The organism is Bradyrhizobium sp. BWC-3-1 (assembly GCF_032917965.1).
Classification (GTDB): Bacteria; Pseudomonadota; Alphaproteobacteria; order Rhizobiales; family Xanthobacteraceae; genus Bradyrhizobium; species Bradyrhizobium canariense_D.
On record NZ_CP136625.1, the window covers coordinates 7,939,150 to 7,961,356 of the forward strand.

A 22,207-nucleotide genomic window follows, 5' to 3' on the forward strand; every position below is an offset into this window, starting at 1 on the left:
CAGTCCGCCGCAAAGAGATTCACTGCAAACGCTTCGCCTGCGGCGGGCTCTTTCAAACCTTGGCGATGCACTTCCGGCCCAGCTTTTCGGGCAGATGACATGCCCACTCTGCTGGTCGTGTGTTGGCCAAGAGCACTGTCGTCATCACGCTGTGGCCGGCTCACCGCGACGGTCCGACTGAGCGGGTCTATCGTGATCAGGACATTCTAAGTCTGACCGGTTCATGGTCGCGGTCACACTTCAAAGGCCGATCGACGGTGTGTGGATTGGCTTTGGCGTTGTGCTCCAGGCCTTTGCCGGCCTGGGCGGCGCTGAGATGTCGCGCGAGGAGCGATCACTATGCTGATGGTTCACGGAAGGGCCGGCGGTGATCCGGACATTCCGGGGGTGCGCGATGTCCGTGCTGCGGAAGCCGGCGGCATCCGCCACTGCAGCGACCACGGATGGATGCAGAACTCGCGCCGACCCGGATGCGCGGTAGCGTACGTGCGAAATCGCCTGACAGAATCCGCCGCAGGGAGTGTGGAGGACGGAGTGGTCGCCAAAGGGGTGGAGGTGCTGGCAACTGTGTAGGAGTGCCCGAGTACCCGTCGCGGTAATCAGCAGCACCCGCAGGTCGAGCAGGCGGGTGGACTTCCCGTCAGCCTCGGCTTCGGCCACGCAGGCTTAGACCTATCGTCTCGGGCGTGCGCCTGATTACAGGCCCAGCAACAGCCCTTGCGATCTGCATGGCGTGCAACGCCGCGGCCTTTGAGCAGTTGATCCGCCGCAACGAACATCGAGGTCGGATGCCCTGAGGGATCGCTGAGGTCCTTGTGGATGCGGCCGACCAGAACATCACCCTGGCCAGCGGCGGCGATTGGTATCGGACCTCGTTTTTGGTGCGGTCGGACGACCTTCACGCCGGGCGCTTGCGCCATGATTGGGCGCACATGCTCCTCGCTGATCGGCTTCTCGCATTCGAAGTTGATGGGCGCGCAGCACGGGTACGCGGATGCAGGTCACACCAGTCACGATTATCCCGTCCGAGAAGATCTTGAAAGTTGGCAATTGAGATTGACACGCGTGAATTTCAGGAACCTTTTCCTTCGCAGCGGCGCCGGCCCCGCTGGTGACCCGCTAAGTTGCGCTTATCACGCGCTTGATGCGATTCTTCTGGTGCGATGATGCCCTTGCGGTCGCGGACGCGGCCCGCATTGATCTCGAGGATCACCAGCGGCAAGTTCGGATCCATTCGGAAAGCGGAGGAGTTGTCGACCACGACAGCGCCTGCCCTGACCGCGATCGGCGCGTCCGTTTTGGAGATGCCGTTGCCGTCCGAGAACAGGGCGATGTCGTCAGCTCCTCGATCACGACGCCCTTGCTCCAGAACGACATCGTCTTGCCGGGCGAGCGGGAGCTGGCCAGCGCTTCAGCCTGCCAAAGCGAAAGCCGCGGCTGTCCGTGGAGGCGAGAATTCGGCGCCCCCCGCCGCCGGTGACCGCCGACAATCGCGAGCACGGGATCGTTACTCACATTTTCCTCCATTTCCGTTTGAGCATGATCTGGTCGGAAACTCGGATTCCACTCTTCCGGATCAGCCTGTGCAGACAACAAAAAAGTGCGGGACCAATGGCGGCGGGGCTTCGGTAGAGCTGGTGCGTTCAGTGGACGAGTAGGCGCGCATGCCTCTCCGGGCCCCGAAGGCCGTGGTGGTCTTGGTCGCGCGTTTGGTGATCGTGAGCATGACCGCTACTTGTGCGGTATGCTTCGCAAGAATTGATGTTGAAGAGTTACTGATCGATGGTTTGACGCATTCGAGATCCGACACTCTCAAGTCGCCTTCAGCATTTTCTGAACCGACCACCTCCTTTTTTTAAGAACAACACGTTCTGTTCATTATGCTAGCCCAATAGAACATGGGATCGACGTCTGGGGCGGCGCAACCGGTAGGAGACTGCCAGATCGAACCTCGATGCTGCATTTAAGTTCTTCGAAGGGGCGGTTTGTGCCGGAAACGGCAAACATAACTGCGTGAGTAATGCTCGATGTGAGTAGCAGATCGATAGTGTCGAGCTACAAACCTGAGTATGTAAAAACGGCGGAGCCGGCATCCCTTGAATACAAGCACTAACGAGACACCCAGCAACGAAGAGCCGCAGGGCGTGGCATCGCTCGTTGTCGGCTAGGTTTTCCTTGTGGCGTGCGTGTCGCAATCGCCCTGAATGATTCTGCTGGTGGCGAGCGATTCGAAGGCGCTAATTGGGCCCGATGGTGCGTCTTCTGATTAACATTTCTCTTCATGTCTCCTCCTGCGGCTGGACGTTGGGAGCCCCAGGAGACTTCTCTCGCGGAACCGAACAAGATCCGCCGCAAGAAACCTTCTCGTCCCTGTAGTTGACCAAGGCTTGGAGCAGCCGTGGCATATAATACTTCTTCGCACGCTCCGCTGGCAATTCCGGCATAGCTTTCGGATCGTCTAGCCACGTCATCGCCCGCTCGATCAGCTCGATCGCATGTTGCTTGTCACCACTCTCGTGGTAGTACTGAGCGACCACCATATAGGAAGAGCAGTTGAGGCCGCCGAAGGCCTGCCCAGGATTGAGGATATGTTCCGAAACATCCCTGCCGATCGCAAAGCGTTCCGCACGCGGGAGGTGCGTGTTGTCGTTCTCCGCATCAAAGAGTTGCCTCATCGCGCCAACCAGCGCACTCAAAGCCTCTGACTGTGTCTCAATCGCATCTCGAACCAGTTGGCGTAAGACCTGGAAACCAGTCGCCGTGTCGCGCATTTTGTGAAGCAACAGATGCGCATGAATCTCCCGGAAGTGGAGATTGTCCGGCGTCGCGGCAATGCCCTCTTCGACGGCTAATAGCGCTGTCGGCCAGTCCTTTGCTTCCATCGCCGCTCCAATTCTCCGGTGCATTGAGCGTTCGCGCGCTAGGCGCTGGCCTTCCGCAATCCGTTTCGCATCAGCGAATTTAGCTTGATAGCTGCTGCGCCAAGTGCCGTTTATTATTTTCGGTAAGACGTCGTCGAGTGTGATCGGATGACCGATATAGGCAATGTGGCCGTCGCGATCGACGACGAACGATGTCGGAATCCCAACAGATGAGCTGGCATCCATCCAAAGCTTGTTCATTTCGCCCGTACTGTCGAACCCGATTCGATAGTTCAAATTTGAGAACTTCTCAGTCAACCATACGTCCAGCTTGGTACGAGCCTCATCCGCCGTTGGTGCTTGTTCGCTAGCTGCGACTCCGACGACCTCAAGCCCCTCGTCTTTGTATTTTGCTTGCAGCTCAATGAGATGGGGCATCGCCTCCTCACATGGACCGCACCAACTTGCCCAAAATTCGACGATGTACACTCCCCCTGGCTGGAACTTCGTAAGGGGGGCGCCACGCAGCCAGTTCTCGACTTTGAGCGAAGGAGCCGGGGTCGCCATGCACAGCACCATCATTTCTTCTCCAAAGTCAGTTGTTGCGAGAGCTTGTCTTTACACTGAGTTAGCAATCACCGTGCCAGGCGCCCCGCGCGCACTAAGCACATGAAAAAGCTTTGAGAAACATCCACACGCCCAATAGGTCCACTGTAGACTGACATGCTTTGCGTGAGCGTTAGATTTCGGGCACGCATCGCGCCCTTCCGGTCACCAAAACGCGAATGCGCATCCCCGAGCCGCGACGTAGGCTTCGCCGTAACGCTCGGCGGCGGGCTCAGGGCGCTGAGCGAGTTAAGGATCACCCCTTAACTGCCGCGCGATCTAGCCGGGGTGCCCAAGGCCGCTCACATCGCCTGCCGAGTGTCTGTTGATCTGGCGCAAAGGCGGAGACTGCGCGCGCAGCCCTGAACAAGGCGATGCTAGCCAGCCGACAGGCTACTCACGAGCATTTCTGCCGCACTGAAACCATGCAGAATTCGCAACCAAAGTCACCTAGCCCATCAACTCCTTGCGCCGTGGTTACTGTGGTCCGCGAGCACGAGACGGCGCGGTCGTGTCATTTGATCATTTGACCGATCCCCCCGAAGGACAGCCAATAGTCCATGTTCGGGCACGGTCAGCTCAGGAAAGCTGGGTTGATAGCGAAGAAAGTCGCTTCAACCCCGTGGCGCGTGCGTCTGACAGTTTGTTGGACACACCCGCGCGCAGGCGCTGCAGCCGATGCAAGCGCCTTCGTCATTCAGCACCATGATTTTTTTTTCGAGCTCATCGTCCTCCTCATCGAGATCGATGATTTGGCCAGCCTCGCTTAGCCCCTTCAGCGTCATGACCTCGCGGCCGCAAACCTTATAGCAGCGGCCGCAGCCGATGCACTTCTTGAGATCGATAGAAACCAGGTAATCCGGCTCCCAACTGCGGCCGTCTCGGGTCCTAAATGACATGGCTTGAGATCCGCTATGCTTTGTCTAGCGCTTGGAGATTTTGGCGCTTGCTTTCGAGCTCGCTGAAGGCAGCGTGGGCCTTCTGCGCCACACTCAGGATCGAGCACCAGTTGACCGGCAGCTCCTCGGAGAGGTCGTGGAGGTCCATCTTGGCTTGGGTCGCCTTCGCCGACAGCTTCTTTATTTCCGCTTTCAGCGCTTCAACATCGCTCATGCTTGCCTCAATAATTCGCCACTTCCGGGAACTTACGGATCATCTCAACGCCACTATTGACGAATTTGTCGCCTTGATCAGCGAGATCAGAGAAATGGTCGAAACCAAAGCGATGTACGTCGCGCAGCTGCTTGCTCACGACAACGAGCCGGCCGCCGATCAAGACGATCCGACCGAACCCTTCGTTGTGCATCTTCAGCATTGGGGAGATCATCACTCCGGTCGCCTTCTCGATCGAGAGCGCAACCGCGTGAAAGAACAGCTCCAGCCGCCATGTCGTCGCGGGGTCGGGATTGCCGACAATAGGCAGCGCACGGCGCTTGTGCTTGTCGAGAACGTAGGGTTCGAGCAAATCGAGATCCTCCTTGCCCTCTCAGGCACCGTGGGAGTCCTGGGCGCGCCAGATCTTGACGAGCTCTTTCAGAAATGGCGGCTCCGCCGCCGCGGGGGCTGGAGTGACTTCGGACGTATCTCCCATCCTCGTTCCTTCAGGTTTCGAAATCCACTGTACGTTCCGGGTCTTTGGCGAGCAGCTTTCGGAGCCAGGGCGGCGGCGAGCCCTTCAGCACGGTTTCGAGTTTGACGCAAAGTTCATCGATGGGCTCTGGTTGCAGCACCTTCATCGGATGGATCTTGCTCGCGACGACTCGTGCAGCACCCGAGCCGCCGATCGCCGCAACATAGAGGATTGCGCAGTCCCTGATCGCCTCGATCTTGGGCGCTAGCTTATCCTCATTGCCGTCTTCCGTGAGGTCACCACCGAACTGGATCGCCTCAATAAACCGATGCCCCTCCGGGCCGACCTCGTAGATCGCGATGTTCTTGGCCCAGCCGAAGTGCGCATCGACATGCTTCAAGTCCTGAGTGGCAAATGCAACTTTCATCCGTGTTGTTTTCTCTCCCTGCTCAATGCAACCGAGGCGAAACGACCTGCAGGCCAGAGTTGGTGAATCGCCAGCTGTCAGGCGTCGGCCGATGGTTGATCTCTCGGTCGGTGATAATGAGATTGGCGATGTCAAAGATCAGGTCGCGCGTGCCGCGATAACCAACCATTGTGAGGTGCGCAGCGCCAAGGCGATCGAACATGGGAAAGCCCACCCGGAAGAATGGAACATTGAGTCGCGAAGCCGCCTGGCGACCATGTGAATGGGACATCAAGAGGTCGCAGTCACGCGTCCTGGCAAGCTCTTCAAGATCCTCCAGATCGCCGATCAGGACGTCCTCGGTCCTGACACGCTGCAGCACCGGTGAGTTCGTCGTCGTCACCGCAGCAGTGACCTGCGCCCCCATCTCATGGAGCGAGCTGGAGAGATCAAATAGCAAGTCCGGCTCGGCGCCGATCGCGAGCTTGCGGCCGCCGATATGGAAATGAGCATCCAGCATGGCGTCTGCCAGCTGTCCACGCTGCCGGCGATACTTCGAGGGTACTGACCGGCCGGTGATCTGGCTCAAGAACGCCATAAATTCGTCGTTTGGGATAAGGCCACAGAGCCGCTCGAATAGACGGAACGGCGCGCCTGTCCGCACCTGCATGGTCTCGGCCGCACGGCGCATTTGCGCGCCGATCGCGATCGTCCAGGCCACCTGCCCCATAGTCGCAATTTCGTCCACTCCAATCCCCCCGATCGTAGTCGGCGTGAATTCGTCGGGGATGTGGCCGTCCAGCGAACCTGCAAGGTCCGGCAGGAAGGAGGGCTTGAGACCGAAATCCTCAAAGATCGTGCGAAGCTCGTCGAGGTCGCCGGGCGTGAGGTGGCACCCAGGTAGCACGTTAACGCGGGACGCATCGCGCGGTCTCGCTGGGTCGAACGGAGTCACAAGCACCTCGATCATCCGCGCCACCGTCTTGCCCCAGCCATCCTGCAAGGCATCCTTGAAATCCGGAGTCGAGACGTAGACAAGGGGGAGCTTTTCGAGCTGCGGGTGCTTCTGTCGGATCAACCGGATGAAGGCTTCGACGTCATCGCCGTTGGTTTCAGTGACCCCAGTTGAATTGATGCCAATGATCTCGGGCTCGATGCGATTGTAGATGTTGAGGATTGCCTGTTCGAGATTCTCGTGGCCGCCGAGCACGGTCGCAACCTCGCTCATAGCAGTTGTCTGCATCGGCACGGCTTCATTGAAATGGCGCACGAACAGCGTCAGCCCAAAGGAGGCGCAACCTTGCGGGCCGTGCAAAAGCGGCATCGCGCCGCGCAACCCCATGAAGGCAAACGCGCCGCCGATCGGCTGACTCATCTTGAGCGGATTGACCGAACAGGCTTTCTTCGAGGTAGTGACGATCGCCATGTCCCCTACTCCGCCGCCTGCAATGCCGGCGGCTGGAGATCGGACGGAGTGTCCTTACAAGCAATGCACCGCCCGCTGGAACTGGCGCACGGCTTGTTGGGCTCGGCGAGCTTCGGGCCATGCGCCGCAATCGCGCTCTCACCCTCGCTGGCCTCAGCTTGATTGGAAAAACTTATCGTCCTGACGCCGTTCCTGCTCGGGTCCCGAACTGGATCCGCGGCTTGCGCATGCATCTGGGCAGCCGTCCTTGCCTGAAGATTCCGGTCGAACTCATCCCATGGCGCGGCTTGGCGGAGCTGATCCCATATCGGATTGTAGAGCGCCTTCTCGATCTCCTCCATGAGCTTGAGAATCCCGACATAGCCCATATAGGCGTGGCAGCGCTCCTGGTTGATATCGAGCCACGGCATCGCCGCCTTTAGTGCGACGAATTGCGACTTGCCGCCCGAGAGCATGATATCGGCTTTTGCGTCCTTGAGCATCTTGTAGATCTCGCGAGGCGACATGTCCTCGATCATATGGGCGTCCTGGCCCATTAATTCCTTGATACGTTCCTTGTCCTTCTTGGTCGATTTCTTCACGGACGTGCCGACGATCTCGAGCCCGGCCTCCTGCAACGCGGCCACCATCGACCAGGATTTCACACCGCCGGTGATGAGAACAACCCTCTTGCCGGCAAAGCGCGGCTTGAAACGTTCAATCGCAGCCCAGGCCTTGGTCTCTTCGCGTGCGATCAGGGCTTGCGTGCGTTCCATCAGCTCAGCCGGCGCGCCACTTTCGATCAGCATGCGCGCGATCTGGCGGAGTGAATCGCTGGTATCCTCGATACCGTAGAAGGAGCCTTCAAAAAACGGGATGCCGTAGCGCTGCCTCATCTTGCGTGCGACGTTGATCATTGCCCTTGAGCAAACCATCATCGCGGCTTTGGCCCGGTGCGAATAAGCGACCTCGCGATACTTGCCGTCCCCCGAGATGCAGGACAGGATCCGGATTCCGAGCTCATCGAGCAGGGGCTTGATCTGCCAAAGCTCGCCGGACAGATTGTATTCACCGATGATGTTGATATCATACGATGTCGTGTAATCCGGCTCTCCGGTACCGATGACGTGCTCCAGCAGTGCTTCGCCAGCAAGCTTGTTACCAAGGTTCTTCGACCCGACAAATCCCGGTGAATTGATGGGAATGACCGGCTTGCCGAATTTGGCGGAGGCCGCCTTGCAGACCATATCGATGTCGTCACCGATCATTGCGGGCACGCATGTCTGGTAGACGAAGATGGCCTGCGGGTCGTATTTCTCTGTGATCTCCTTGACTGCCCTGTACAGCCGCTTCTCGCCGCCGAAGACGATATCGGTCTCGCTCATATCTGTGGTGAAGCTTCTGCGCCACAGATCGGAGCCGGACGAGACCGAACCACGATTGTCCCAGGAATTGCCCTCACAGGCGATTGGACCATGCACAAGATGGGCGACATCGGTGAAGGGCTGCAGCGCGACTTTGGCGCCATCGAAGGCACATCCGCCGGCGGCGCCGCCCGGCTTGAGCTGCTTGGTGCAACCATTCTTACGCTCGACCTTCGACTTGCTCGCGTTCCTGGCGCAGCCCGGTTCGTTAAAGACGTCCTGTATGGTCGTGGGAAGCGAAGTCATGGTGTCTCTCTCGGGGATGTTAACACACCGCAGACCACAAGGATGACCGGCGGAGAACCTGTGATCCCCGCCGCAGCGCCGCTGTTTCTGCGGACGATGAGGCGGGGAGCTCGCCTTAGCGTATGATGTCGAAGCTGTAGTCTGTCTTGCCAACCGAGCTGGTCTTTCGATCGATCTCATCAAAGATCTTGTCGAGAATCTTGACCAGCACATTCATGCTCCCCTGATAGCCCCACACTGGATAACGATGGTGATGATGGCGATCGAAGATGGGAAAGCCGATGCGGATTAGCGGCGTTCCGGTGTCACGCTCGAGATACTTGCCGTAGGTGTTACCGATCAGGAAATCGACCGGCTCTGTGAACAGGAGCGAGCGCATGTGCCAGAGATCCTTGCCCGGGAAGGCGCGGCAGTTTTTACCGAAGGGCGAGCTCGCGAACAGCGCCTGCATCCTCTGCTCCCAGGCCTTACTCGCGTTCGTCGACAGCACGTGGGTCGGCTCAGCACCGAGCTCCAGCAGGAATGCGGCCAGACCATAGCAGAGGTCTGGATCGCCGTAGATCGCGAACTTCTTGCCGTGAACATGCGCGCTAGAATCAGCCATTGCGTCTACCAGGCGCCCGCGCTCCTGCTCCAGCGCATTTGGAATTGCCTTGTTGGTGATACGCGACAGTGTCATCAGGAAATCGTCCGTGGCGCTGATGCCCAGCGGGTGATTGAAAGCGACGACCTCCTGATCGTGCCCTTTGATGAAGGACAACGTCTTCTCCGTGCAATACTGCTGCATGGAAATGGTTGCCTTGGCGTGGACAGCGTTCGCGGCATCCTTTAGTGTAGTGCCCCCATCATACATGCGGAACTCGCCGTCCGTGGGGGTATCGAACACGTCACTGTTATCCGCGAGGATGGTGTAGCCGATCCCCATCAGCTCGAAGATACGCCTTATCTCACGGATGTTTCCGACAGTGTAGCCGTCGAAGCCACCGATGAAGTTGATCGTGTTGTTCGCTTTACGCTCGAGTTTTGGGGCCGTGCCGGCTTTGCCATCCCAGAAATGCTCGAGGATGCCCTTGAGCGTATTGTCGTAGCCAGTAACGTGGCTGCCGACGAACGCAGGAGTGTGAGCGAATGGTACGTCGTAGTCCGCTGGGACTGAACCTTTTTCCTTTGATGTTTTGATGAAGGCATTGAGGTCGTCGCCGATAACTTCCGCCATGCAGGTCGTGGCGACCGCGATCATCTTCGGCTTGTACATGCTATAGCTGTTGGCAAGCCCGTCCGTGAGATTGTTAAGCCCCCCGAACACGGCCGCGTCTTCCGTCATGGACGAGGAGACGCACGAGGTCGGCTCCTTGAAGTGCCGTGACAGATGGCTGCGATAATACGCGACGCAGCCCTGTGAGCCGTGGACGAACGGCAGTGTGCGCTCGAACCCGAGGGCGGCGAACACCGCACCGAGCGGCTGGCAAGCCTTCGCCGGATTAACGGTTAGCGCCTCGCGGGCGAAGTTCTTCTCGCGGTACTCGGATGTCTTCGACCATTCTTTGATGCGATCGACTTCGGCGGGATCATGCGGATTCTCAAATAGCGCCTTCTTCTTGGCCAGCATCTGCTGGTATTCGTCTCCCCGGAAAAGCTCGGAGTGGTCGAGTATGTGTTCGGCGTTCTGTGTCATCATAGCACTCTTTGGGTTCTTGCGTTCGTTCTCCTGCCCTTCCCCTCCTCTGCGGAAAGAAACGGCCCGGGGTCGGCTTCCTATTCCGCTGCCATGAGGCTCGGCTGCGGAGCGTCCTTCCAAGGTGCCGTGGTCTTCCCCCAGATCGGGGAGTTAATCGCCATGTCCATGTCGCGGGCGAAGATCGCGAAGCCGTCATAGCCGTGGTAAGGACCCGAGTAGTCCCAGGAATGCATTTGGCGGAACGGCACACCCATTTTTTGGAAGACGTATTTTTCCTTGATACCGGAGCCGACCAGGTCTGGCCGGATCTTTTCGACGAAGCGCTCGAATTCGTAGCCGGTGACATCGTCGTAGATCAGCGTGCCATCTTTGACGTAGTGCTGGGCGGTGCGTTGGTAGTCATCGTTATGCCCGAACTCATAGCCCGTGCCGACAACATCCATGCCGAGGTCCTCATAGGCGCCGATGACGTGGCGAGGACGTAAGCCGCCGACGAACAGCATTACCGTCTTGCCTTCAAGCCGCGGCCGGTATTTCGCGGTCACAGCATCGACAAGCGGTTGATACTTCGCGATGACGCGTTCGGCGCCTTGCTTGATCTTGTCATCGAAGAAGCTTGCAATTTTTCGCAGCGACTCCGCGATTTTGGAAGGACCGAAGAAGTTGTACTCGCACCAGGGAATCCCGAATTTTTCCTCCATGTGCCGAGAGATGTAGTTCATCGAGCGATAGCAATGCAGTATGTTGAGCTTCGCCTTCGGCGTCGCCTCCAATTCAGCGAGAGATCCATCCCCCGACCACTGGGCGATGACGCGTAGGCCCATTTCTTCCAGCAGGATTCGTGACGACCATGCGTCGCCACCGATGTTGTAGTCGCCGATGATCGCAACATCATATGGCGTCGGTTCAAATTTAGGGCTGGTCTCTGGGGCGCTCTTGTCAAAGATCCAATCCCGAACGGCGTCGTTCGCGATGTGATGGCCGAGCGATTGCGACACGCCACGGAAGCCCTCGCACCGCACGGGCACGATGGTTTTGCCGCCATATTCCTTCGACTTTTCTCGGGAGACCGCCTCGATATCGTCACCGATCAAGCCAATCGGACATTCGGACTGAATGGTGATGCCCCTGCTGAGAGGAAATAGCTCCTGGAGCTCATCGATGAGTTTCGTAACCTTTTTATCGCCGCCGAACACGATGTCCTTCTCCTGAAAATCGGAGGTGAACTGCAGTGTCACGAACGTGTCGATGCCGGTCGTCCCGACGTAGTAGTTGCGCCGCGAGCCCCAGGAGTACTGACCGCAGCCGACCGGACCGTGGCTGATGTGGATCATGTCCTTGATGGGTCCCCAGACCACGCCCTTGGAGCCCGCATAGGCGCAGCCGCGGATGGTCATCACGCCCGGAATGGACTTGATATTCGACTTGACGCCACAATCCGACTTCCCCGCCTCGTGAACACTGAGATGCTTGGCGCGCCTTTTGGCAGTCTTCTCGGGGTAGACCGTCAACACCTCATCGATTAGCTGCTTGTTGCGCGCCTTGATCTCTGCAACGCCTTGGGTAGGTGTTCGGCTCATACAGGTTTCCTTTTCGATTGTGGTCTCAACAAGAAGCGACGCTTTTGCGGTAGACCGACGGATTTCCGATCCGGCGTTCAGGTAAGCGTGCAATCTGCGTGGGCGGTCCTACCGATCGCAACTTCGCGACGTTCATGCCGCAGCGGTCGTTCACGATCATGTAGCTCGTCTCGGCTGACCGGTTAGGAGCGCCATGTGTGACGCTGCCTATCGATGACCAAGACGCTTCTCGGTGAAGTCATGCCTGCTCTCCAGCGGTTGGTCATATCGGCTTCTTTATTCACTCGCGTGCGATCACGGGGCATGTCCCTGTGCATGGGATGCAAAGGACTAACAGCCGCCTCCTGCGCAGGGGTCTGCAACGAGTGTGCCAGCGCCGATTGAATAAAAAAGCAACGTTTATAGAGCTAGATAGCTGCCGGATGCGGATTGTTATAAACCTGACCCTGTCTGCCACCAACAAGCGTAGCCGCAACGCCCTGTCTGAAACAAAACAATCGGTTACGCTCTCCACCAGCGGCGTGGCTGGAGTCTGGCCGCGCCGACGTCACTCCAATGCGCAGCCTTGCTTCGTACGCGCCGATCCAGCGATCGCAAACACCATCCGTTCGAAGCGGATTTCAGCGCGGTTAGATGTGCCCATCGTGCTCGCGATCCCACCCCCAGCAAGAATCGCATCGAGCGCTCCACCACCTGCTGCGGATGTCTCCACAAGAACTCAGTTGCCCAGCAGCAGTCCTCTTCCACTTCCGCATGGTCTCTCGCTCCGGCGTTCTTTTATTTGATACTGCGGAGAGGCGCGCTCGGAGGGGCGAACAGCTGACGCCGTGGAGAGCACGTAAGCTGATCAATTCCCAAGCAGCGCGGTAACTTAAACTCCGCAAACGGTCACCCTGGGCTTGCCCGGATTTGAATTTGCCGGCTACGACACAGGGCGCTTCCGCATCAAACAATCTGCAGCTTTTGCGTTCGGCGTAGTTCGACAAAGGGGAACATCGGATTCTGACGCGTCAGACGGTTTGAGCGAATTCACGGAAAGGCCGGCAGCTTCGCAAGTGTCGGCAGTCGAGATAAGGCAGGTGGGATGCGGACCACTGGTCGATTTATCCTTTCTCGTTCCAGGACAGGATCGAAATTCCTTACGCTTACCTCCGTTGCGTGGCGTATCAATCGCCATTGAAACCCGTTTTGCTAACGCGCTCCGCCAGCCTTTTTGCAGAACAGCGCGCCGATGGTCCACTTGAACGGTATTTTTCTTGCCCAGGTAATTTATGGTAAAAAGGGCCAAGACCTCGGAGCGAAGTGCTCAGGTGCGGATTTCACGCATTGCAACGTTCGTAAATTGGTGCATCACCACTGTTCCGGCGGTACTCGCGCGCCTTTCGCTTCTGTAGGGACGAGTTGGCTGCTGCACTAAGCCGCCGCGTCGGTTCACGACCTAGCGTTAGACCCGTTAATCTTCCCTTTTGAGCTTCTCGCGCTCCTGCTGAAGCGCTTCGGTCTCTCGGGCGACCTCGCGTCCTTCGCCCAGTTGTTCCTGGAAACGCTGGCGGGCCTCGGCGAGAACAGCGGGGGCGAAGGATTCAGTCAGCCGAATCTCGATTGCAGATCGGGCACTGCAGGGTGAGTTCATGGGCCCTTTTGCCGCCGTCGGGTTAGATGTCATGACCCCTCCGTTTCGGCAGCTCTTAGGCCCGAATAAACGTGATCCGGCCCCCTTCGCCACGCTTCCGATGTGGCTTTATCTTTGTTTCGACGTCCTGATCGAACGCCGCCAGCATGCGCAGCAGCTTTTCCACGGAAACCAACTTGAACTGCCCTTGAAGCAGCTTGGAGATGTTGGGCTGCTTCACGCCGACGAGCTTCGCGGCTTCGGTCTGAGTGATCTCCCGCTCCGCCATCAACCGCTTCAGTGTACAATGAGGGCTGCCTTGAGTTGGTACTCGTCCGCGTTCGGGAGGCGGTTGGGCTGCATTTATTCCGTGTTGATAGCTTCCGTGTCGCGCAGGCGCTGCCATACGAGGCCAGATCGTCCCATATGCGGATCGGCAGCCAAAAGAGCTGCTGATCGGACCGCGTGAAGGTCATTTGAACGCTCTACCGCGCTCGAGTGCCTTCGGAGTTTTGGCTTAACCTGTTGCGGGTGTGCTCGTCTTGGGAGACGGCATATATTGGCCGGTGAGCACATATGTGTGTGCTTAAGAGTATGGACAGTATTCCTGTGCGCGCGCCTGCGGAATTCAGCGTAAGACACGCGTCACTTCCATAGAAGAGATTCTGGCCAGTCTGTGAACTCCAACTCGAAGCTACGTAGGCCGGTGGGTTTTGTCGTGAATTTAAGGGTCTTCCCTGAAAGGTCGGCCAATGAACCAGATGCGAATGTGAAAACTGTCGTGCCGGAAGTTGCGACCCCAATGCCTTGCTCGCCTTCCATGCTAGAGAAGTCGGTCGCCTCGGAGAGTTGCCCAATTGCAACTCCCTCCAGCGCGTGATGAAATTCCATGGAGGCCAAGTATGTCCTTTGGTCAGCAGCCCACTCGCTGACCGACACTGCTGTGATGTCTGCGTCGGTCAAGAGACCACCTGCGATCCGGCAGCCATATTGAACGGTAAGAATAACCCGCTCATTCCGAACTCCGGCAGGCTCTCGATCGGCGGCAGTGATCGTGCACGCGTACCGCCTTGTTTCCGCAACCGCCCCCATGCCTAGCCCGATCCACTCGAGAGCGGAACATAGTACAAAAGCGAGAGCGGGTCTTATCATTCGACTGCACCTGATCTGAAATACCGTTCCCTGCTCTGTACAATCTGACGCTACGGGCGATTCAAGCTCCTTCGATCGCTCTGCCGGATCAACGTTACTCAGGTGACTGCGGTGTCGCAGAATCGAGGCAAGCCGCATCCCCCGGCAGTGCCCTTGGATGGTGCCGGAACGATTTCATTGTCGGTGCTCAGTGGGCAGCACGTCGGTGAACCAAGGCTATGGGCCGAGCTTTTCAGGTGGGCGGCGGCCATGAGGGGCGCGACGGCCCCGGCGCCGGAGCTACATTCCTGACCCAGGCGCAGGCGCTCTGTGAGCGGACGCTATTTGACGCGGAATGCTCCCGTGGCACAGGTCCCGAAATTTTGCTTCACAATCTCAATGTAAAAGGAAACGTGGCCGAGACGAGCCGTTCAAAGGCAGACTGCCGCTCAAGCAGACGCTCCTCGAGCATCTTACGCTGGAGATCATCTAGCTCGCTTTGAAGCCTTCTGCGACAACGCCAAATGTCATTCCGTACGGATCTGATCTCATTCAAGCGATCGTCAATCGAAACCATCACGGATACCGTATCCAACTTGAACCAGCCATGGACAAGTGCTCAATCACGTCCTTCCTCGCTAAGACGCCGATAGATATCAGGACTTGGGCCATCTGCGGACATGATGTCACGATCTCCTCTCAGCGTGTCCTCTTGTATCGGCGTCCTTCAACGCAAGAGCGCGAAGTAGCGGTTGCTCCTGCAGAAGTTCAGCTTATTTTGCCCTCAGGCCGCAGGATTTCAAAAGCTAGCAGCAACGTGAGTGGGCCGACTAGGTAATCCAACCAACACCCGCCTGATCAGGGGTCAGGCCGGTCTCTGTCAAATTGGAGTAGCGATTAATCGGACGGTCGCACCGTCAAACTCTGGGCAGCCGCGCCTTTCAGACTTGAGCACGGCAATTGCCATGCCAGCGAACCTCAGGTGGAATTGAAAGAAGCCATGTTCGGTTCTGAGGCTCGTCCTTACAAACGAGCCGGGCTTCGTGGTGACGGCGCGCCAGAGCGGCCCGGATATAAGTCGGAGAGGCTTCAGTCGGCCGGGCTCGGCGAAATCGTGAACGATGCGCACCGCCGGGCGCCTCTCAGTGTCTCGCCCAGCTGCGTAGGTCTTGTTACCGCCGTTCCCGCGTGCGGCCGGCAAGCTAGCAAGCGAACCTCACCACAAAAGTATCTACGATCACCTCTAGCCGGGCCTGGCGCTTGTGGCATCTGTGACACTGAATGTAGTGATCAAACCAAGACATCAGACTTTGTTTGTTCGTCCGGACCCGTTCTACAACTAGATCAGCAACTTGCATCTCGGACGCAACTGGCATCGCAGTTGCTAATTGTCCAATGACACCGTGAGCGCTGAGCGCGGCCTGCGGAGTAAGACGGATACATCAACTTTGCGGGAGCGTATTGGCCACCCAATCGCTCGATGGAGCAACGATGCGGCCACAGGACAGCTTACTGCTTGCGGCACACTTGTTGTTGTCAGATCGACCATCACGCCGAACGTTGAGGCGCTAGGCTGATCGACCAACAGAAAGGGCGCGATCTAAGCTCAAAGCCAACTCGCGAATCACGTAAGCCCCTCAAGCCCGTGCGTGAACGCCGGCGGCGAGCTGCAAAGTCGCACATTTTGATGCAGCCTCGCTTCAGATGATCCGCTGCATACTGCGCCGGACCGTCGAGGAACGCGTGGCATCGCTTTCGACTGTTTCCTTGTTTAACAATCAGAACTAATGAGGCGGTGTATGAACATGTCAATCCCGGAGCTTCGGCTTGTCGCTGAAGCATCGATTTTAGCTATTGGGCTGCTGATGTCATCAGGAGCTAACGCCGACGATGATCTGATGAGAAACGCCAAGCAGATCTTCCATCCAATCCCCTCGGTCATTCCTGCGGTAAAAGACAATCCGGTGACGCATGGAAAGGTCGAGCTTGGCAAGATGCTGTTCTTCGATCCGCGGCTATCGGCGAGCGGGATCATTAGCTGCAATACGTGCCACAATCTCGGCACCGGCGGAGTCGATGCCGGTCCGACCTCCGTTGGTCACGGCTGGAAGGTCGGCCTGCGCCGGGCCCCAACTGTCTACAACGCAGTGTTCAATGCGGCGCAATTTTGGGACGGACGCGCCGCGGACCTCAAGGCGCAAGCCGCCGGCCCTGTGCAGGCGAGTGCCGAAATGAATGCGACTCCAGATCATGTGCTCGGTATCTTGAACTCAATGCCCAGCTATGTCGTCTTGTTCAAGAACGCTTTTCCGAACGAAGCGAGATCGGTCACGTTTGAAAATTTTGCGAAGGCGATCGAGGCTTTTGAAGCGACTCTCATTACACCTGCGGCTCCATTCGATCAGTATCTGGAGGGCAATACACATGCTCTCGATGATCAGCAGAAGTCAGGGTTGGCGCTGTTTATGGCGAAGGGATGTTCTTCTTGCCACAATGGTATCAATCTCGGTGGACAGGCCTACTTCCCGTTCGGCGTGATGAAAAAGCCGGACGCAAGCGTGCTTCCGGACGCCGATAAGGGCCGGTTTGCGGTCACCAGGGCGGTCGGCGACGAATATGTCTTCCGCGCGGCGCCATTGCGAAACGTCGCGTTGCGAGCCCCTTACTTTCATTCGGGACAGGTTTGGAGCCTGAAGCAAGCTGTTGCCCTGATGAGTGAAATCCAGCTCGGCACCAAGCTTAGCGATAGAGAGGAAAACGACATTGTCTCATTTCTGAACTCGCTGACCGGTCGGCTGCCTAAGATCGAATATCCGATACTGCCGACGCGCACCAACACGACACCAAAGCCTTCAATAGACAGATAGCCTTAGCAGCACCGGCCTCATTCCCTGCCGAACAGCAACAGATGCGCTCCAAGAACCCGGGGTCCCGCAATGACGCCAAAATGAATGATCCCCTGCTGTCACTGATAAGCAGGCACATAAAAAGCCGCCCGGCCTCAATGTGAGGCCGGGCGAAAGTCACGCGGGAGCGACGCTGCTTTCCGCATCGTTCCAGCTTTCGTCGGTAGGGAGGACTACCGGCGATCGACTTACGACGAGGGCATTCGCCGTCAAACAAGGAGAAGCGGATATCGCTCTGCACAACTTAGCGAGCCGCTTGCCTTTCGCTCCTGTCGTAAACTTCAGGACTTGCTCACCACTTGCCAGCTGTCCGGTTGGCACGGGCAGCGCCTTGATGGAGCTGGGATCCATCGCGCAGGCGGTTTGACTGCCGAGCCCTGAAACTCAACCGTCAGTTTGCCGTCACGCGCCAGTATTTTGGCACCGCCGAATACCAGCAAATCTTCCCGAAGACCGCGCGAAGGCGCAAATTAGGTATGAAATTCCGCAGGGGCGGTAAAATAGATTGTTGTGATGGGACGCATCCACGCGATGGATAAATGAAGCGATAGGACCGTGGTTCGCGTCGAGCGTAAGTGACTTGGAATTGTCACCTAATCGGTATGGCCGGCATGCGGTCGTCCGCCGGATTCGAGCTTGTCGCCACTGTATGCGATCGCCTCCGCCGGGGCAAACCGGCATTCGCAGGCGCTGGAAACTTTGGAAGCTCGCAAGGATATCGCGAGCTCCCAAAGCGCGTTCATCTTATTCACAGATACGTTGGCGACACGCTCCGTACGATCATGCCTCGGCCCGCAACTCACGTGCGGCGGCCACCATATTGACGAGCGCGGGACGCACCTCCTCCCATCTTCGAGTTTTCAGTCCGCAGTCGGGATTGATCCAGAGCTGCCGATCGGAAACTCGCTGCCGCGCCAACACAATCAGCTGCTTGATCTCGGCTGCTGCGGGAATGCGCGGTGAATGAATGTCATAGACGCCTGGCCCGATTTCATTAGGATATTTGTAGCTCTTGAAAGCGTCGAGCAATTCCATTTTGGAGCGCGACGCCTCGATTGAAATGACGTCGGCATCCATTGCTGCGATCGCATCGATGATTTCGTTGAACTCGGAATAGCACATGTGCGTATGGATCTGAGTTCCGTCAGCGACAGCGGAGGAGCAAACGCGGAAACTGTCCACTGCCCAATCGAGATAGTCCTTCCACTGCGATTTGCGCAGCGGCAATCCCTCCCGCAACGCAGCCTCGTCGATCTGGATCATGGTCGCTCCAGCCGCCTCAAGGTCGATGACCTCGTCTCGGATCGCGAGAGCGATCTGTCGGCATGTCTCGCTCCGCGGGATGTCGTCACGGACAAACGACCAGTTCAGGATCGTCACCGGTCCGGTCAGCATAGCCTTGACGGGTTTTTTGGTCAGAGACTGCGCATGTCGCCACCATTTAACGGTCATGGGCTTCGGGCGGGAGACATCTCCAAACAGGATAGGAGGGCGAACGCACCGCGAGCCATAAGACTGAACCCAGCCGTGCTTGGTGAATGCGAAACCCAACAGCTGCTCGCCAAAGTATTGAACCATGTCATTGCGCTCGAACTCACCGTGTACGAGCACGTCCAGGCCGATATCTTCCTGCCAATGCACGGTATGGGCTGTCTCCGCTTTCAGAAGCTGCTCGTACTGCGTGTCATTCAGCGCTCCCCGCGCATGAGCTGCACGCGCATTGCGGACGTCCGCCGTTTGCGGGAAGGATCCGATGGTTGTGGTTGGAAACATCGGCAATGCGAAGGCGACGCGTTGGACGTCGGCGCGCTGGGTGAACGCACTGCGACGGCGACGCATGCTATCGTCGATCGCGGCCATTCGTCCGGCGACGTTCGCACTGTGGATCTTCGGCGATGTTTCGCGGGTGACGGATGCATCCTCTGAGAGCGTGAGTTCATCGGCCACGTCGGCAGCATAGCCAGCCAGCGCTTTGCCCAATATCGAAAGTTCCTTGATCTTCTGCACTGAGAACGCCAACCACGTCTTCAGATTGGGATCGAGATCGATCTCTAGTTCAATGTCGGTCGGAACATGTAGCAGCGAGCAGGAGGGGGCAATCTGAACACGGTCCCTGCCCAGTTTTTTGACCATAGGAGCAAGTTGGTCGAGTAGCGCCGGCAGATTAGAGCGCCACACGTTGCGACCATCAACGACACCGAGCGAGACCACGAGATCTCTACCTGCTCTGGCGACAATCGCGTCCAACTGGTCAGGTGCACGAACCAGGTCGACATGAACCCCGGCAACGGGCAAGGCCAATACTGTTTCAAGATTGTCGCCGACACCCCCGAAGTATGTGGCCAGCATGATTTTAAGGGTCGGCACGGCCTTAGCGAAATGAGCATAGGCCCGGCGGACAGCGGCCCGAGATGCTTCGTCGACGTCCATCACTAGGCATGGCTCGTCGAGCTGAACCCATTCAGCGCCGCGCGAGGCTAGTTCGCGGAGAACATCGACATAGACGGGGAGGAGTCGATCAAGCAGCGACAGCGGATTGAAGGCGGGATTTACGCTTTTGCCGAGCTTCAGGAAAGTGACTGGGCCCACTAGGACGGGCCGCGTCTGATAGCCGAGGCTTCTTGCCTCCTCATATTCCTCGATCGGCTTCCGAGAGGCATACTTAAAGATCTGATCCTGGTGAAATTCCGGCACCATGTAGTGGTAGTTCGTATCGAACCACTTCGTCATCTCCTGTGCGGCTACGCCGGGCCCATGCTGAGCGTGACCACCGTCTTGAGCGCCACGCGCCATGGTGAAGTAGGTTTTGAGCGACACAGGACCTTCGTTCCAGCCGTAAACGTCGGGAATGGCGCCGACCATTAGGCTGGTATCGAGCACATGGTCGTAGAGCGAGAAGTCATTCGAAGGAATGACGGTCGCACCGCGGGATTTCTGCCGTGCCCAATTAGCGGCACGAAGTCCACTCCCCGCCTCGAGGAGCTCGGCTTCGCTGGATTTTCCCGCCCAGTAGCTCTCGAGCGCGAATTTGAGTTCGCGTCGTGGGCCGATGCGTGACGTCCCCAGTGTGGCAACGGGAAGCGAAAGGATTGACATAGCTTAGACCCCATGTTGGGGCAAAGGCCATGGCGGACGCAGACAGCGAACATCGCGTGAGCGACAACTGCTTGGCGCACACCGGGACGCCCCGCCCGTGGACGATATCTTGTCGAGGCAGGTCTCCTGGCTCACGGGTCGTCGCTGCTGTCCGGCCTTCCCGAAGCCGCATGGCTTCAGTGACTTCGTTGGACAGCGGCTCGCCGCTTACAGTTGCGGGGGCAGCGCCGGCATTGCACCGGCTTCCCTCTTAGCTCCAGATCAAACGAAATCCGGAGACCGCGACGGCTTGAATTATGCGCACGAGGATCGATGCGTCAACCTACCGATTCTCGCTGCGATATTGCCCAAGCGATTACGAGCGCACTAGGCGGGCACGACGGTCTTGCTCGCGGCCTGGTGAACACGCCCGGATCTGTGGAGGCTCCGCTGTGAAATGCATTCGCTCGTTGCTCGCGTAAGGGTTGAGCTCCACGACCGGAACGAACCCGGGCCGCTTTCGGTATCTGTGTGATCGCGAGGAGGCGACCTTTTCCGTCAGCAGCTTTTCGAACCAGCGCGTCGGGAAGGTGCGATCATCTCGGCCGGCATCCGTTTGGTCACAGCCCACGAGGCTCCCTAGACATTTCGAAAGCCGGATTGCTCCAGGACCGCACGGATGATCAGGTCGGCTCCTTGGTGTTCGGCGGCCCGACCAGGCACGAGGTCGTCCGCCTCCGTGAGGTTGGCCAAGATGATCTTCTCGGTGCAATAGGTGTTCACGTGCTGAGCGACTTTTGCGCCGGCTTCGATGCGTCCGTGGCCGCTCGACGCCGGTCTGCCTCGCCTCGACTCGCGGCCAGCGATGATAGGCCTTAACGCGGCCACTGAGCATCGAGGGCCTTGTCCTTGTTCGTGACAATTTCGACGGTGTCCTCCGACAGAGCCCTTTGAGGGGTTCCTCGGAGTCGCTCAGCGTCTTAAGCTCATAACGATGTTAATCGACCTCGATGCGCCCCATGCGGTCGTGGTCTCCTCAAGGTCCCACATCTACAACTTCGTTCGCGAAATCGAGCGATGAGGCCTTTTGGTCGCGGGCTGCCTATCCTGTCTTGGACGGGACACAGGTGTCAGGGACCGGACAGACCACCGCGCATTGCGGCGTGTCGCAATGGCCCTCGCACTCCGTACATTTTTTGGCATCGATAACGTAAATGTCGCGCTTCAGACTGATCGCCGCGTTGGGACACTCGAACTCACATGCGCCACAAACGGTGCATTGCGAAGCGACGATCTTGTAAGCCATGCCTTCCGACTCCTTAGGCGAGCGATGCCATGGGCGATCCCTTTCAAATGCCGTGCCAAACGCAGACGCGCTCAATGTTGGGCAATTTGCCCAATTCGGCTGTCCCGGGTCTGAGACCATGTTGCATCTGCGACAGCAACAGGTCGCTTCAATTTCAGGCTACGAGCCCTCGGCCCGTCTTGCGAGAGTCAGTCGCGACTTGACGCTGGAAGCGTCCGTCGGTTTGTTTGGCACGTCAGCGCGGGGGCAAGCGAGGCTGACGCTTCCTCAACCGGCGGCGACAAAAAACCGCCAACGGACGCAGGTCTACGTTGGATCTCGGCAAACCTCCGGTCACACACCCCGACTGGAGGTTTGTGCAAGCCTCGCTCATGGCTGCAACGCTAGCTGCGCGGAGGACT

The 22,207-nt window shown here is 58.0% G+C and carries 14 protein-coding genes, 2 pseudogenes and 1 riboswitch; of the genes and pseudogenes, 1 reads left to right on the top strand and 15 read right to left on the bottom strand.

The window, feature by feature from the left end; translation table 11 throughout:
- Positions 1–640: 640 nt before the first annotated feature.
- The 13 genes and pseudogenes from RX329_RS38120 to RX329_RS38180 all read right to left on the bottom strand — a co-directional run bounded on the left by RX329_RS38120 (position 641) and on the right by RX329_RS38180 (position 14,351).
- A pseudogene (locus tag RX329_RS38120) lies at positions 641–1,527 on the bottom strand (Asd/ArgC dimerization domain-containing protein).
- 752 nt (positions 1,528–2,279) lie between these two features.
- Positions 2,280–3,440, bottom strand: coding sequence for a TlpA disulfide reductase family protein (locus RX329_RS38125; RefSeq protein ID WP_317246485.1), 1,161 nt, complete (start codon positions 3,438–3,440; stop codon positions 2,280–2,282).
- A gap of 641 nt (positions 3,441–4,081) precedes the next feature.
- A complete protein-coding gene (gene fdxB, locus RX329_RS38130; protein ID WP_085394605.1) occupies positions 4,082–4,366 on the bottom strand; it encodes a ferredoxin III, nif-specific in 285 nt (94 codons plus the stop codon).
- A gap of 13 nt (positions 4,367–4,379) precedes the next feature.
- Positions 4,380–4,580: a CCE_0567 family metalloprotein gene (locus RX329_RS38135; protein WP_007600023.1), complete on the bottom strand. Its 201-nt coding sequence runs from the start codon at positions 4,578–4,580 to the stop codon at positions 4,380–4,382.
- Between the two features lie 7 nt (positions 4,581–4,587).
- Positions 4,588–5,058: pseudogene (locus RX329_RS38140) on the bottom strand (NifX-associated nitrogen fixation protein).
- Between the two features lie 10 nt (positions 5,059–5,068).
- Positions 5,069–5,464 (bottom strand): nitrogen fixation protein NifX, encoded by a 396-nt coding sequence (gene nifX, locus RX329_RS38145; RefSeq protein ID WP_085394603.1) that lies wholly within the window; start codon positions 5,462–5,464, stop codon positions 5,069–5,071.
- A gap of 22 nt (positions 5,465–5,486) precedes the next feature.
- Entirely contained in the window at positions 5,487–6,869 is a 1,383-nt protein-coding gene (gene nifN, locus RX329_RS38150; protein ID WP_007600021.1) for a nitrogenase iron-molybdenum cofactor biosynthesis protein NifN, read from the bottom strand.
- Between the two features lie 5 nt (positions 6,870–6,874).
- Positions 6,875–8,518 (bottom strand): nitrogenase iron-molybdenum cofactor biosynthesis protein NifE, encoded by a 1,644-nt coding sequence (nifE, locus tag RX329_RS38155; protein WP_317245390.1) that lies wholly within the window; start codon positions 8,516–8,518, stop codon positions 6,875–6,877.
- Positions 8,519–8,633: 115 nt separating this feature from the next.
- The gene (gene nifK, locus RX329_RS38160) at positions 8,634–10,193 is read right to left on the bottom strand and encodes a nitrogenase molybdenum-iron protein subunit beta (protein ID WP_317245391.1); all 1,560 of its coding nucleotides are present in this window, start codon (positions 10,191–10,193) and stop codon (positions 8,634–8,636) included.
- A gap of 80 nt (positions 10,194–10,273) precedes the next feature.
- A complete protein-coding gene (gene nifD / locus RX329_RS38165) occupies positions 10,274–11,776 on the bottom strand; it encodes a nitrogenase molybdenum-iron protein alpha chain (RefSeq protein ID WP_085394601.1) in 1,503 nt (500 codons plus the stop codon).
- A 1,453-nt stretch (positions 11,777–13,229) separates the two neighbouring features.
- A complete protein-coding gene (locus tag RX329_RS38170) occupies positions 13,230–13,442 on the bottom strand; it encodes a hypothetical protein (protein ID WP_143275372.1) in 213 nt (70 codons plus the stop codon).
- A gap of 22 nt (positions 13,443–13,464) precedes the next feature.
- Positions 13,465–13,677: a helix-turn-helix domain-containing protein gene (locus RX329_RS38175; protein WP_317245392.1), complete on the bottom strand. Its 213-nt coding sequence runs from the start codon at positions 13,675–13,677 to the stop codon at positions 13,465–13,467.
- 356 nt (positions 13,678–14,033) lie between these two features.
- Positions 14,034–14,351 (bottom strand): hypothetical protein, encoded by a 318-nt coding sequence (locus tag RX329_RS38180; protein ID WP_317245393.1) that lies wholly within the window; start codon positions 14,349–14,351, stop codon positions 14,034–14,036.
- 1,967 nt (positions 14,352–16,318) lie between these two features.
- On the opposite strand from RX329_RS38180, the gene RX329_RS38185 reads away from it, so the two are divergent.
- A complete protein-coding gene (locus RX329_RS38185) occupies positions 16,319–17,386 on the top strand; it encodes a cytochrome-c peroxidase (protein ID WP_317245394.1) in 1,068 nt (355 codons plus the stop codon).
- Between the two features lie 819 nt (positions 17,387–18,205).
- Here the strand turns inward: RX329_RS38185 and metE are convergent.
- Both metE and RX329_RS38195 read right to left on the bottom strand, forming a co-directional pair.
- Positions 18,206–20,521, bottom strand: coding sequence for a 5-methyltetrahydropteroyltriglutamate--homocysteine S-methyltransferase (gene metE / locus RX329_RS38190; RefSeq protein ID WP_317245395.1), 2,316 nt, complete (start codon positions 20,519–20,521; stop codon positions 18,206–18,208).
- Between the two features lie 98 nt (positions 20,522–20,619).
- A riboswitch (cobalamin riboswitch) is annotated at positions 20,620–20,820 on the bottom strand.
- A 782-nt stretch (positions 20,821–21,602) separates the two neighbouring features.
- A complete protein-coding gene (locus tag RX329_RS38195; RefSeq protein WP_007600001.1) occupies positions 21,603–21,806 on the bottom strand; it encodes a 4Fe-4S binding protein in 204 nt (67 codons plus the stop codon).
- Positions 21,807–22,207 lie beyond the last annotated feature (401 nt).

Coding starts and splice junctions, on each gene's coding strand:
- RX329_RS38125 (WP_317246485.1), bottom strand. CDS start 3,440: ATGGTGCTGTGCATGGCGACCCCGGCTCCTTCGCTCAAAGTCGAGAAC.
- fdxB (WP_085394605.1), bottom strand. CDS start 4,366: ATGTCATTTAGGACCCGAGACGGCCGCAGTTGGGAGCCGGATTACCTG.
- RX329_RS38135 (WP_007600023.1), bottom strand. CDS start 4,580: ATGAGCGATGTTGAAGCGCTGAAAGCGGAAATAAAGAAGCTGTCGGCG.
- nifX (WP_085394603.1), bottom strand. CDS start 5,464: ATGAAAGTTGCATTTGCCACTCAGGACTTGAAGCATGTCGATGCGCAC.
- nifN (WP_007600021.1), bottom strand. CDS start 6,869: ATGGCGATCGTCACTACCTCGAAGAAAGCCTGTTCGGTCAATCCGCTC.
- nifE (WP_317245390.1), bottom strand. CDS start 8,518: ATGACTTCGCTTCCCACGACCATACAGGACGTCTTTAACGAACCGGGC.
- nifK (WP_317245391.1), bottom strand. CDS start 10,193: ATGACACAGAACGCCGAACACATACTCGACCACTCCGAGCTTTTCCGG.
- nifD (WP_085394601.1), bottom strand. CDS start 11,776: ATGAGCCGAACACCTACCCAAGGCGTTGCAGAGATCAAGGCGCGCAAC.
- RX329_RS38170 (WP_143275372.1), bottom strand. CDS start 13,442: ATGACATCTAACCCGACGGCGGCAAAAGGGCCCATGAACTCACCCTGC.
- RX329_RS38175 (WP_317245392.1), bottom strand. CDS start 13,677: ATGGCGGAGCGGGAGATCACTCAGACCGAAGCCGCGAAGCTCGTCGGC.
- RX329_RS38185 (WP_317245394.1), top strand. CDS start 16,319: ATGAACATGTCAATCCCGGAGCTTCGGCTTGTCGCTGAAGCATCGATT.
- metE (WP_317245395.1), bottom strand. CDS start 20,521: ATGTCAATCCTTTCGCTTCCCGTTGCCACACTGGGGACGTCACGCATC.
- RX329_RS38195 (WP_007600001.1), bottom strand. CDS start 21,806: ATGGCTTACAAGATCGTCGCTTCGCAATGCACCGTTTGTGGCGCATGT.